This window comes from Xanthobacter sp. ZOL 2024 (assembly GCF_052932325.1).
The window spans coordinates 335,337-348,933 of record NZ_CM128808.1 but is presented as its reverse complement, the minus strand read 5'-3'; the positions used below and the strand labels follow the sequence as shown (position 1 = coordinate 348,933).

Below are 13,597 nucleotides of genomic sequence, written 5' to 3'. Positions count from 1 at the left end.
GACATGCTCGATTGGTCGGAGCCCGCGGCTCCTCCCTTCTCCGATGCGCCGGTGCGCCCGCCGGCATCCGGGCGGCGGGCCGAGGTGCCGGCGGATGCCACCGGCCTTGGTGCCATCGATCGTTCCGGTGGCCGGGTCAGCGTGGATGAAAAGCGCATGATCAATGCGCGGGCGGATGTGAACCAGATCCTGCCCATGAAATATAAGTGGGCATGGGAGAAGTATCTGTCGGCCTGCAACAATCATTGGATGCCCACCGAGGTCTCCATGCAGGCGGACATCGCCTTGTGGAAGTCGAGGGACGGGCTGACCGAGGACGAGCGGCGCATGGTGAAGCGCAATCTCGGCTTCTTCGCCGCCTCGGAGAGCCTGGTGGCGAACAATATCGTGCTCGCCATCTATCGCCATCTCACCAATCCAGAATGCCGGCAATATCTGCTGCGCCAGGCGTTCGAGGAGGCGGTTCACACCCACACCTTCCAATATATTGTCGAAAGCCTGGGCCTCGATGAGGGCGAGCTGTTCAACATGTATCGCGAGGAGCCCTCCATCACCGACAAGGCCGCCTGGGCCCTCGCTTATACGCAGAACCTCGCAGACCCGCTGTTCGCCACGGGCACCGCCGAGGCGGACCAAGCCTTTTTGCGCGATCTGGTCGCCTTCTACGTCGTCTTCGAGGGCATGTGGTTCTACACCGGCTTTGCGCAGATCCTCTCGCTGGGGCGGCGCAACAAGATGGTGGGTATTGCCGAGCAGTATCAGTACATCTTGCGGGATGAGAGCATTCACCTGAATTTCGGCATCGATGTCATCAACCAGATCAAGGCGGAAAACCCGCATCTGTGGACGCCTGCGTTTCAAGACGAGGTGCGCGGCATGCTCAAGGATGCGGCGGAACTGGAGGTGGCCTATGGGCGCGACACCATGCCCCGCGGCCTGCTGGGCCTGAACGCAGGGCTGTGCGCGCAATATATGCACATCATCGCCAACCGCCGTTGCGCGCAGCTCGGCCTCGCCCCGGTGTTTGCCGAGGCGGAGAACCCCTTTCCCTGGATGAGCGAGGCCATGGACCTGAAGAAGGAAAAGAACTTCTTCGAGACACGGGTCATCGAATACCAGAACGGTGGCGCCCTGGCCTGGGATTGAGGGCGGGATAGGCAAAGGCCGCGGTCTCGCGCCGCGGCCTTTGTCTTACTTCAGGAGGAAAGGGCGGCCCGTGTCCGGCCGTGGTCAATCCATATCCCGCGTCAATCCACGTCTTCGACCTGCTCCGGTCCGCCACCGTAGGCGCGCTGGGCGAGCGCGGCCTGCATGAAAGCGTCGAGATCGCCGTCGAGCACCTCCTGCGGGGTGCCGGAGGTGACGCCGGTGCGCAGGTCCTTGACCAACTGATAGGGCTGCAGCACGTAGGAACGGATCTGGTGACCCCAGCCGATGTCGGTCTTGGCGGCCTGCTCGGCGGCGGCTTCCGCCTCCCGCTTCTTCAGTTCAAGGTCATAGAGCTTGGCGCGCAGCATGTTCCAGGCGGTGGCGCGATTCTTGTGCTGGGAGCGGTCGCCCTCGCTCACCACCGCAATGCCGGTGGGAATATGGGTGAGGCGCACCGCCGATTCGGTCTTGTTCACGTGCTGGCCGCCAGCGCCGCCGGAGCGCATGGTGTCCACCCGCACGTCCGCCTCTTTGATGTCCACCACGATGCGGTCGTCCACCACCGGGTAGACGTCGACGGAGGAGAAGGAGGTCTGACGACGGGCGTTGGAATCGAAGGGGGAGATGCGCACGAGCCGGTGCACGCCGGCCTCGGTTTTCAGCCAGCCATAGGCATTGTGCCCCTTCACCTGGATGGTGGCTGACTTCAGGCCGGCCTGCTCACCCTGCGATTCGTCCATCAGCTCCACCTTGAAGCCGTGCCGTTCCGCCCAGCGCGTATACATGCGCAGCAGCATCTCGGCCCAGTCCTGGCTGTCGGTGCCGCCGGCGCCCGCATGGACTTCGAGATAGGTGTCGTTCGAATCGGCCTCGCCCGAGAGCAGGGATTCCAATTCGCGCCGGGCGAGCTCGGCCTTGAGGGTGTCGAGAGCCATGCTGGCTTCACCCACCACCCCTTCATCACCCTCCGCCTCGCCGAGCTCGATGAGCTCCACATTGTCGGCGAGGTCCTGGCTCACCCGGTCGATGGCGCCCAGCGCATCTTCCAGGGTGGTGCGCTCCTGCATGATCTTCTGGGCGCGCTCGGGCTCGTCCCACAAGGTGGGGTCTTCCACCATGGCATTGAGCTCGTCCAGGCGCCGACGGGAACGGTCCACGTCGATGTGGGACCGCAGCAGATCCAACGACTGTTTGATCTCGTCGACTTTCGCGGCGAGTTCCGCACGCATGGCTTCATCATCTCCGGGTAGGGCGGCGGAAAATAGCGGCGGGCGGCACCGGTGTAAACGGGGCCCGCATGGGTCTCTCGCAATGGCGGGCTTCGCTGCACCGCTACGGCGCCCCCATCATGGTGGGTCAGGTCAGGGACGCGGGCTCGACGCCGGTCGCGGCGCCAGGTCCGCAGCCGCGGGCGAGGCGCCCCTCGAGCCAGCCTTCGAAATCGGCGGGCGCGAGCGCGCGGGCGAACAGATAGCCCTGCGCGGCGTCGCAATCCAGCTCCTGTAGCAGCCGCATCTGCTTGTCCGTCTCCACGCCTTCGGCCACCACCGTCATGCCCAGGCTCTGGCCGATGCGGATGACCGCTGTGGCCAGAGCCTGGGCATGCTGGTCGCGCTCCAGGCTCAGCATGAAGGAGCGGTCGATCTTCAGCTCGGCGATGGGCAGGCGGGCGAGGGCGGACAGGCTGGAATAGCCGGTGCCGAAATCGTCCATGGCCAGGCGCACGCCCAGGGCCTCGATGGCGCGGGCGGTGGCCAGCGAGTTGGGGTGCTGATCCATCATCACCCGCTCGGTGATCTCCACCCGCAGATCCGAGGGGGTGAGCTGATGGCGGCGGAGCTCCTCGACAATGACGTCGACGATGGCATCGGAACGGAAACTGACCGGCGACAGGTTGACGGAAATGTTGGGGCACGGGCCGCCCCTCCGCCCGCCACTTGGCCATCTGCGCGCAGGCGGTTTCCACTCCCCACTGGTCGATGCCGGAGATGAGGCCATATTCTTCCGCCAGGGCGATGAAGCGCGGCGCGGGCACATCGCCATGCACCGGGTCGTGCCAGCGCGTCAGCGCTTCCACGCCGTGCAGCGTGCCGGTGTCGATGCGCACCTGGGGCTGGTAGTATTGCTTTAGCGCGCGGCTCTGGATCGCCTTGCGCAGGGCGACGCTGAGCACGAGGCGGCTCTGGACCCGCTGGTTGAGGTCCTCGGTGAAGAAGCGGAACTTGCCGCGCCCCTCCCGCTTCGCCTCGTACATGGCGGTGTCCGCGTGCTTCAGCAGGGTTTCGGCATCCACCCCGTGGTCCGGGTAGAGGGCGATGCCGATGCTCACCGACATGGCAAGGGTGAGTGCCTCCACATTGAAGGGCGCCGCGAGGTATTCCAGCAGCCGGCTCGCTATGCGGCTCGCCTCGTCGCCGCGGCAATTGTGGATGAGGATGACGAATTCGTCGCCGCCGATGCGGGCCACCATGTCGCCGGTGCGCAGCTGGGCCTTCAGGCGGCGGGCCATTTCCACCAGCAATTGATCGCCAGTGGAATGGCCGAGGGTGTCGTTCACATCCTTGAAGTGATCGAGATCGAGGAACAGGAAGGTCAGCGGCAGCTGCAGGGCCTCCGCCCGCAGGATCTCCTTGCCCATGACACGCAGCAGCTCGCTGCGGTTGGGCAGGCCGGTGAGCGTGTCCATGGTCGCCAGCCGGTCGATATGGCGCTTGGAATCCTGCCGCTCCATGGCGAGCGCCGACAGGCCGGCGCAGGCGTTGACGATCTGCTGGTGCCAGGGGGAGGGGGTGCGCCGATCGGTGAAATAAAAGGCGAATGTGCCGGCCACCTTGCCACAGCGCAGCTTCACCGGAATGGACCAGCACGCCAACAGCTCGGGAGGCAGCGGCAGCCAGCGAAAATCGTCCCACAACGGGCTGGTGGCGATGTCTTCCACCAGCACCGGCTCACCCAGGAAGGCGGCGGTGCCGCAGGTGCCCACCTTCGGACCGATGGTGAGGCCGGTGACCGCGGCGGTGAAGCTGGGCGGCAGGCTGCGGCCGGCCAAGGGTTGCAGCTGGCCGTCGTCGGTGACGCTGATGAGCGAGCACAATACGCCGGGGGCGATGGCTTCAACCTTGGTGCAGATGAGGTCGGCCACGTCGGCGAGCGGCTCGTCGGAGACGATGGCGGCCAGCACGTCGCGCTGCAGCTCCTCGATCTGCTTCGTCTGGGTGATGTCCGCCAGCACCGCCACGATGTTGCGCAGCTCGCCGGTCGCATCATCCTGAACGCGGTTGAAGGTGGCAGACACCCAGACGCCCTTTCCCGAGCTGTCGTGCAGAAGAACCTCTTCGGTGAAGCCGGTGGTCGTCGTCAGGCGCTCCACCAGCCCTTCACTCAGCTCCCGGTGTTCATGATCCTTCGAGAGACGGTCGAAAGGCAACGTCCCGGCCACGTCCGGAAGGGCATAGCCGAACATCTCTGTGAAGGCGTGGTTAACGTAGACAATCCTGGCGTGAGAATCCGTGACGAGCACAATCCGGCCCGTGGTTTCGGCCACCAGGGACAAGATGCGCAATTGCTCGCGCCGGCTCACGTCTTCGGTTACGTCCCGCACGAAGGCGGCGTAATAGCTGGCGTCGTTGAGCTCGATGGCGGTGAGCGCCAACTGGCCCCAGACGCGGCTGCCGTCGCAGCGCTCGATTGGCATCTCCCGGCTCGAGCCCACGATGCGATTGACGCCGCTGGTGCGATGGCGCGCGATGAAGTCGTCGTGATGGGCGCGCAGCTCCGGCGGTACCAGGCAGCGGACGTTCTTATGCAGGACGGTGTCGGCGGAGACGCCCCAGAGGCGTTCGGCGGCGGCATTGAAGAAGACGATGTCGTTCTTGTCGTCGATGAAGACGACGGCATCCAGGCACTGGGTGAGGGCCGCGAAATTGAGTTCCATCAGCCCTTCTGTGCCCATGCCCATCCCCCCGCCGCCCCGCGGGGCGGGAATGGCTCTGACTGCACGCACGGCGAGCGTGCCGATCCGCCGACTTCGCCCACTCCTTTGTTAAAGTTAGCAAATTCCTCAACGTTGTACAGCTTGACGCGCGGTTTTCACGGCGGGTTGTAAAATCCAACTGCCGGTTGTGTTGCGCGGAGTAGCCTATGCTGAAGCGCAGCGGGCCGTCCCAAGGACGGCCCGCTGGCAATCTTCAGTAGAGCCCGCCGGTGGCGGCCGGTGTGGCCGCCGAAGGTCCGCCGCTGGACGGCCCGGAGTAGTCCGACACCGAATAGCTGTCCGGCGGGGCGGTGCCGGGCTTGAACGCCTCGAGGATGGCGTAGCCGCCGGGGCCGGTGCGCTGGCCGCTCTTGCGATCGACCCGCACCAGCTTGATGCCGGCGGGAACCGGGAAGGGGATGGCCGGCCGGTCCGCCAGGGCGGTCTTCATGAAGTCGCGCACGATGGGCGCGGAGATGAGGCCGCCGGTGGAACCCTTGCCCATGGGCTTGGGCCGATCGTAGCCGAGGTAGACGCCCACCACCATTTCCGGCGTGAAGCCGATGAACCAGGCGTCCTTCTCATCATTGGTGGTGCCGGTCTTGCCGGCGATGGGCTTGCCCAGATCCTTCAGCGCGGTGCCGGTGCCGTACTGCACGACGCCTTCCATCATGGAGGTGATCTGGTAGGCGGTCATGGGGTCGAGCACCACCGGCCGCCGATCAATCAGGGTGGGTTCCGGCTGGTTTTCCCACTTCGCGGCCTCGCAGTCGCGGCATTCGCGCTCGTCGTGGCGATAGATGGTGTGGCCGTAGCGGTCCTGGATGCGGTCGATGAGCGAGGGGGTCACCTTGTGCCCGCCATTGGCGATCATGGCGTAGGCGCCCACCATGCGCATCAGCGTGGTCTCGCCGGCGCCGAGCGACATGGACAGGAGCGGCGGCATCTCGTCATAGACGCCGAAGCGCTTGGCATATTCGGCGATGATGGGCATGCCGATGTCGTTGGCGAGCCGCACCGTCATCACGTTGCGCGAATTGGTCAGGCCGAAGCGCAGGGTCTGGGGCCCATAGAACTTGCCGGAATAGTTCTCCGGCCGCCAGGTGGCCTGGCCGGTCTGCTCCAGCTCGAACGGCGCATCCATGACGATGGACGAGGGGGTGTAGCCATTGTCGAGCGCGGTGGCATAGACGATGGGCTTGAAGGAGGAGCCGGGCTGCCGCATGGCCTGGGTGGCGCGGTTGAACTGGCTCTCGTCGAAGGAGAAGCCGCCGGTGAGCGCCAGCACGCGGCCGGTGGTGGGTTCCATGACCACCATGGCGCCTTCCACCGCCGGCAGCTGGTGCAGGCGGAACTGTCCCTGGCGGTTGGGCAGGGCTTCCACATAGACCACGTCGCCGGGCTTGAGGACGCTGGTCAGGGGCCGGCGGGTCCATTTGGCGCCGTCGGGCGTGATGAGGCCCACCTCGCGCTCGGTGGAGCGGGCGCCGGACTTGGTGCGCGGCGGCTGCAGGCCGATGCGGGCGGCGTCCTTGTTGACATCCAAAACCACGGCGAGGCGCCAGGGAATGTCATTCAGCTCCTTCACCTCGCCCAGCTTCACGCCCCAATCGGCGGCAGAAATGTCGATGGTGGTAACGGGCTTGCGCCAGCCGCGCTGCTCGTCGAAGCGGATCAGGCCGTCGGCCAGGGTCTTCTTCGACAGCGCCTGCAGCTTGGGATCGAGGGGGGTGCGCACCGAAAGCCCGCCCTCATAGAGCTTGCTCTCGCCATAGCGCTCGTAGATCTGCCGGCGCACCTCCTCAGCATAATATTCGGAGGCGAAGATCTGCGCACCGGACGTGCGGTTCACCACGTCGAGGGGGGCGTTCTTGGCGGCCTCGCCTTCGGCGGGGGTGACGAAGCCGTTCTCCACCATGCGATCGATCACCCAGTTGCGGCGATCGGTGGCGCGGGCGCGCTCGCGGAAGGGGTTATAGGTGGACGGCGCCTTCGGCAAAGCGGCGAGATAGGCCACTTCCTGAACGTTCAGCTCGTCCACCGACTTGTCGAAATAGACCAGTGCCGCGGCGGCGATGCCATAGGCCCCCATGCCGAGATAGATCTCGTTGAGATAGAGCTCGAGGATGCGATCCTTGGAATAGGCGCGCTCGATGCGCAGGGCCAGCAACGCTTCCTTGATCTTGCGGTCGATGGACACCTCATTGGTGAGAAGGAAGTTCTTCGCCACCTGCTGGGTGATGGTGGAAGCGCCCTGGGGGCGGACGTTCTTGCCGTAGTTCTGCAGATAGAAGGACGCGGCGCGGAAAATGCCGGTGGGGTCGACGCCGCCGTGCTCGTAGAAATTCTTGTCCTCGGCGGAGAGGAACGCCTCGATCACCAGCTTGGGCACCGACTCGATGGGGATGTAGAGGCGGCGCTGCTTGGCATATTCAGCGACCAGCGCGCCATCGGCCGCGTGCACGCGGGTCATCACCGGCGGCTCGTAATTCTGCAGCTGGGTGTAATCGGGCAGGTCCTTGGAATATTTCCAGACCATATAGGTGGCGCCGGCGGCCCCCACCAGCAGGACGAGGGTGCAGAGCGCGAACACGAAGCCCAGAAACCGCATCAACACACGCATCTCGCCGGGTTCCTCCGCAACAGAAAGGGCGCGCCGCACGCACCATCTGCCCCAAACCGCACCGGTTCACCGCGCGGACAGACAGGGGCGACATCGCCTTACCGCGACTCGGCTCCGCTGCGAAGTGCCATGTGTGCGTGCGGCGCCCATCGGCCGCAACTGCCCCATCACATCCGCGCGAAGCCCCCGGTGCGACGGGACGGTGGCCACGGGGCGGCCGAAAGCCCATCGTCACCATCGAGGTGGCGCTGCTGCGCCTGCTATGAGGGCCAAACATGGCCGCTTCGCGACGGGGCGCCGGTACGTTGCCCGCGGGCCTCAGTTCGCAGGCCTTTGCTCCGCCCGGGCGGCACGCCAGGGGCCACCGGCTCGGGTGGCGAAGAAGGCGTCGACGGCCTCCGCCATGGCATCGGTGACACGGTCCCGCCATTCGCTGGAGGTCAGCTGCTTCAGGTCCTCGGCGCTCGACATGTAGCCGAGCTCCACCAGAACCGAGGGCACATCATGCGCCCGCAGCACCCGGAACCCGGCGGATTTCAACGGCGTGCGATGGGTGCGCACAGTGCGTTTCAGCTCCTGCACCAGATCGCGGGCGAAGTGGGCGGAGAAGCTGCGGGTCTCCCGCTGGGCCAGGTCGACGAGGATGCCGGCGACCTCGTCCGGCTCGTCGCTGAGGTCGACGCCGGCGATCAGGTCCGCCTTGTTCTCCTGCTCCGCCAGGTGGGCGGCATCGGCATCGCTGGCGGTGTCGGAGAGGGTATAGACGCTGGCGCCACGGGCCTGTCCGTCGTTACGGGCGAGGGCGTCCGCATGCAGGGAGATGAACAGGGCCGCGCGGCTTTTCCGGGCGATGCGCACCCGCTCGCCCAGGGCGATGAAGGTATCTGTGGAGCGGGTCAGCACCACGCGGTAATGGCCGGTCTTCTCCAGCTTGTCACGCAGGGTCAGGGCGGCTTCGAGCACGATGTTCTTTTCGGCGAAGCGGCTGTAGCCGGTGGTGCCGGAATCGATGCCGCCATGGCCGGGGTCGAGCACGATCACCGGTCGCGCATCGGTTGCCGTCTCCGGCGCCGGTGCCGCTGTGGTCGCCTGGGCCGCCGCTGTGGTTGCCTGGGCCGCCGCGGTGGCGCGCGCCACCGTGCGGCGGAACGTCTCGGCATCGGTCGGCACGAGGTCCACCACCAGCCGCGCCGGCTGATCATCCACCGGATCGAGCACGAACGCCTTGTCGATGCGCACCGGCCCGGTGGCATCCAGCACCATGCGCGCCTTGCCGGCGGCGAAGACACCGTAGCGATACGCGGAAACCAGGCCGCGCCGCTGCGGGCCCGCCTCGCCGGACATGGCGAAGACCGTGTCGGTGAGGTCCACCACCACGCGGTACGGATCGGCCAGGGTGAAGGTCCGCACTTCCACCGCGCGGTTGAGATCCACCACCAGCCGGGTGCGCTGGGCGTCGCCCGCCAGGAGAAGGTCGTGGGCGACCACCGGTTGGGCTGTCGTGGCCGGGGATGGGGCGTGGGCGGCCGGAGCGACGTCGGTGCCGGCGGGCGAGGGTGTGGATAAGCCGAAAAGGCCGCACCCCAGCACCGCCGCGGCCAGGGCCACCCGCCAGCGGGGGGCGGAAAGGTGCCGGGGCGGCAGTATTCCGCTGCCGCTTGCGGCGGCAACCGAAGCTGCGATGTGCTCGGGCGTATGGTCCATGCGCATCCCGTGTTCGCCGGCGTCCCTCTCCCACAAGGGATAGGAGCGCGTCCGTTAACTGAAGGTTGACGGCGGAAGCGCGGCCCGCAGTAGGGCATGCTCCCTTGGGATATGAGGGGCCGCGCGGCGCGTTTTGGTGCGCCGATGGATCATGAGCACACGCATAAACCTTGCCAAGGACGAAGTCGCGCGCGTAAAAATGGGCGGTACACAGTTCGCGTTCCGGACCAGGCTCTTCGGCCCCCCGGCTGCCGCGGCTGCCGCGGGTGTTGGTCGCGGCCGGGAAATCCACGGGGATCCTTTGCGGGTCCCGTGTTCCGGCCGGTGTCCTCGCCCTTTCGCAGGTGGTTTCCCGGGCTCGCGGCTCCGTCGCGGCATTGTCCGGGTGCCTTGCGCGGCGGTTTCGATCAGCCTTCCGAAGCACGCCTTCGAGGGACGATTTGGGGAATCGGGCGGGCGTGTGCCGTGCTGGGTCGGGGCTTTCCGCTTCGGATCCAGTGGGACCCTTCATTGAGGATCGGGTAGCCGAGGGCATGGATTTTTCTCCGCACGACAGGCGCGTTCGCCGCGCCACCGTGTGCCCCGACGCCGCGGGTGTGAACGACACCCCGCGGCGCGACCGAGCCTCCGACTCTTTACGTCATCACATCCGGCGTTCTTGCGGCGCCCGGGCGGGTCTTTTGGAGATCCGCGCCCGGGGCTTGTGGCGGAGCCTTGGCTCCGGCGCCGTGAAGAGAGAATTCCATGGCCAACAAGATGCTTATCGATGCGACCCATCCGGAGGAGACCCGGGTGGTTGTCGTGCGCGGGAACCGGGTCGAAGAGTTCGACTATGAATCCGCATCCCGCAAGCAGTTGCGGGGCAACATCTATCTCGCCAAGGTGACGCGGGTGGAGCCCTCGCTCCAGGCGGCGTTCATCGAATACGGCGGCAACCGCCACGGCTTCCTCGCCTTCAGCGAGATCCATCCGGACTATTACCAGATCCCGGTGGCCGACCGGCTGGCGCTGATCGAGGAAGAAGAGCGCGCCGCCCGCCTCGCCGAGGACGAGGCCGACATGCGCGAGAAGCGTCGCGAGCGCGGTCGCTCGAAGAAGGCGCGCGCCGATGCCAGCGTGAGCGAAGAGGCCGAGGAGCCCGTCGCCGCAGAGGTGGAGCCGCAGTCCGCCGAGGGGGCCGAAGCCGCCCCCGAAGCTGCCTCGCTTGAAGCCGAGGCCGCCGCCGTCGAGGCGGCCGTGGGAGAGGCCGCCCCCGCTGCCGTGGAGCCCGCCGAGATCACTGCGCCGGAAGAGGCCCCCTCCGACGAGGTGACCGAACCGGCCGAGGCGCCGGAGGATGTGCCGGCGGCCGAGGATCATCCGATCCGCCATGTGGATACCGTCAGCGAGCTGCTGATTCCGGCCGAAGCGGCTGCGGCCAGCGAGGAGCTGGTGGAGGCGGCGGCCGACGCCGTGCTGGGTTCCGCCCTGCCGGCGCCGGTCGAGCAGGAGCTCGACGACGCGCGCGCCCGCCGCCAGGAGGCGGAAGCCGGCGAATCCCATCCCGCGCCGATCCTGCCCGAGGACGACGAGGCCGGTGACGAGGTCTCCGCCGAGGCTCCGGTGGAAGCCCGTCGCGCCGAGGAGGACGACGAGGACGAGGACGACGGCGACATCCACCAGATCGACGAGGACGAGGAGATCGAGCACCTCGGCGCCGATGAGGACGCCCTGGAAGAGGTGCCCGAGCGCGCCCCACAGCGTCGCGCCCGCACCTATAAGATCCAGGAGGTGATCCGCCGCCGCCAGGTGATGCTGGTGCAGGTGGTGAAGGAGGAGCGCGGCAACAAGGGCGCTGCCCTCACCACTTACCTCTCCCTGGCCGGCCGCTATTCGGTGCTGATGCCCAACACCGCCCGGGGCGGCGGCATCTCCCGCAAGATCACCAACACCACCGATCGCAAGCGTCTCAAGGAAGTGGTGCAGGACCTGGAGGTGCCGGAGGGGATGGGCGTCATCCTGCGCACTGCAGGCGCCAACCGCACCAAGACCGAGATCAAGCGCGACTTCGAATATCTGCTGCGGCTGTGGGAGACGGTGCGCGAGCTCACCCTGTCGTCCGCCGCGCCGAGCCTGGTCTATGAGGAGGGCTCGCTGATCAAGCGGGCCATCCGCGACCTTTATAACAAGGACATTGACGATATCCAGGTGGCCGGCGAGGAGGGCTACAAGGAAGCCAAGGACTTCATGCGCATGCTCATGCCGAGCCATGCCAAGGCGGTGCTGCCCTATCGCGAGCCCCAGCCCATCTTCGCCCGGTTCGGGGTGGAGCAGCAGCTGGACGCCATGTTCTCCCCGGTGGTGCAGCTGAAGAGCGGTGGCTACATCGTCATCGACCCCACCGAGGCGCTGGTCTCCATCGACGTGAACTCGGGCCGCGCCACCCGCGAGCACCATATCGAGGACACGGCGCTCAAGACCAATCTGGAGGCGGCCGAGGAGATCGCCCGCCAGCTGCGCCTGCGCGATCTTGCCGGCCTGATCGTGGTCGACTTCATCGATATGGAGGAGAAGCGCAACAACCGGGCGGTGGAGCGCAAGCTCAAGGATTGCCTCAAGAACGACCGGGCGCGCATCCAGATCGGCCGCATCTCCCATTTCGGCCTCCTGGAAATGTCGCGCCAGCGCATCCGCACCGGCGTGCTGGAAAGCTCCATCGAGGTCTGCCCCCATTGCGGCGGCACCGGCCACGTGCGCTCGGCGGCCTCGGTGGCGCTGCAGCTGCTGCGGGCGCTGGAAGAGCAGCTGCTGCGCTCGGTCACCCACAATCTCGTCGCCCGCACGCGCACCGAGGTGGCGCTCTATGTGCTGAACCAGAAGCGCGCCCATCTGCGCGACCTGGAAGAGCGCTTCAACGTCACCCTCTCGGTGGCGGCCGACGATACGGTGACCGGCCATCAGCCCTTCATCATCGACAAGGGCGATCTGGCCGCCCCGCCGCCGCCGCCGCCCCGCGCCGCCCCGGTGGTGCACCCCGATTCCATCGCCCCGGAAGAGGCGTTCCTGGATGAGGAAGAGGACGATCTGGAGGAGGCCTCCGCCGAGACCGACGCCCAGGGCGAGGACGCCGGGGACAAGGGAGACGAGAACGGCCGCCGTCGCCGCCGCCGTCGCCGTCGCCGGCGGCCCGATGAGCGGGAGGAGAGCCGCGAGGACGCCGCCGAGGGCGAGGATGAGGACGAAGCCGCCGCTGCCGCCGACGACAGCGAGGGCGAGGACGACGCCCAATCCGATGAGGAGCGCGGCGATGACGACGCCGCCGATCGCCGCCGTCGCCGGCGCGGTCGTCGCGGTGGCCGCCGCAATCGCCGGGAGCGCGATGGAGAGGGCGACGAGACGGCGTCCGACGACACCGCCGATGATGCCGCCACCGGGGACATGGCGAGTGAAGATGCGGCCACCGGGGGCACGGCCAGCCAGGAGACGGCCAGCCAGGACACGGTGACCGGCGCCGAGACCGAGGACAAGAGCCCGGCGACCGAGCCGGTCGCCGGCGCGGACGACGCGACCGCCGCCGCGACTGCCGCCGTCACCGAGGCGCCCGCCGAAGGCGCGGCATCGGTGAGCGCGCCGGAACCGGTTGCCGAAGCGGTGGAAGAGCCGGCCGCGCGGCCGCCGCGCCGTCGCCGTTCCACGGTGCGCGAGAAGGCACCGGCGGTGGCCGCCGGCGCGCCGGTGGAACCGGTCGACGCGCCTGCCGCGACGCCTGAGGCCGAGCCCGCCGAGGCCCCCCTGGAGCCGGCCTCGGCCGAGACCCGGGAGGCAGAGACCCCGGAGGCCGCGCCCAGCGAAAGCACCCCCTCGGAGCCGCCGCCCGCCGAGGCCTCCGCCGAGCCGGCTCCGACCGACCCGGACACCCCGCCCGCCAAGCCCCGCTCGGGCTGGTGGCAGCGCAAACTGTTCGGCGGCTGACCGACAAGCAGCCGCCGGCGGCGCGGCCGCCGGCTGTCCTCAGATGAGAAAAGCCGGAGTTGGGGCCTGATGCCCCGGCTCCGGCTTTTTTGTTGGTGTGGGGGGAGGGAAGAGGGCTTTTAATGTCTCGGGATAGAGGCGTCTTGACCCATAGCGGTCTCTCGACTGCCCTTTCTGCGCCGTCGGCTTTGCCGCCA

Annotated in this window: 6 protein-coding genes and 1 pseudogene; 2 read left to right on the top strand and 5 right to left on the bottom strand. The window is 67.4% G+C overall.

The window, feature by feature from the left end; genetic code table 11:
• Positions 1 to 3: 3 nt before the first annotated feature.
• On the top strand, positions 4 to 1,146 hold the full coding sequence (locus ACU4E7_RS01805) for a ribonucleotide-diphosphate reductase subunit beta (protein ID WP_447020440.1): 1,143 nt from the start codon (positions 4 to 6) through the stop codon (positions 1,144 to 1,146).
• A 101-nt stretch (positions 1,147 to 1,247) separates the two neighbouring features.
• On the opposite strand, the gene prfB is transcribed toward ACU4E7_RS01805, so the two are convergent.
• The 5 genes and pseudogenes from prfB to ACU4E7_RS01780 form a co-directional block, all read right to left on the bottom strand.
• Entirely contained in the window at positions 1,248 to 2,378 is a 1,131-nt protein-coding gene (gene prfB / locus ACU4E7_RS01800) for a peptide chain release factor 2 (protein ID WP_238120750.1), read from the bottom strand.
• 127 nt (positions 2,379 to 2,505) lie between these two features.
• Positions 2,506 to 3,147 carry an EAL domain-containing protein gene (locus ACU4E7_RS01795; RefSeq protein ID WP_447020439.1) on the bottom strand — a complete coding sequence of 214 codons (642 nt, stop codon included), beginning with the start codon at positions 3,145 to 3,147 and terminating at the stop codon, positions 2,506 to 2,508.
• Positions 3,128 to 5,083 (bottom strand): annotated as a pseudogene (locus ACU4E7_RS01790) (diguanylate cyclase domain-containing protein); the annotation flags it as partial. The pseudogene ACU4E7_RS01790 and the gene ACU4E7_RS01795, both read right to left, overlap by 20 nt.
• Before the next feature lie 253 nt (positions 5,084 to 5,336).
• Positions 5,337 to 7,745 (bottom strand): penicillin-binding protein 1A, encoded by a 2,409-nt coding sequence (locus ACU4E7_RS01785; RefSeq protein WP_447020438.1) that lies wholly within the window; start codon positions 7,743 to 7,745, stop codon positions 5,337 to 5,339.
• A 318-nt stretch (positions 7,746 to 8,063) separates the two neighbouring features.
• A complete protein-coding gene (locus ACU4E7_RS01780; protein WP_447020437.1) occupies positions 8,064 to 9,449 on the bottom strand; it encodes an N-acetylmuramoyl-L-alanine amidase in 1,386 nt (461 codons plus the stop codon).
• Positions 9,450 to 10,193: 744 nt separating this feature from the next.
• Here ACU4E7_RS01780 and ACU4E7_RS01775 point away from each other — a divergent pair.
• Complete coding sequence (locus tag ACU4E7_RS01775; RefSeq protein ID WP_447020436.1) at positions 10,194 to 13,400, top strand: Rne/Rng family ribonuclease; 3,207 nt, start codon at positions 10,194 to 10,196, stop codon at positions 13,398 to 13,400.
• The last annotated feature ends 197 nt before the right edge of the window (positions 13,401 to 13,597 follow it).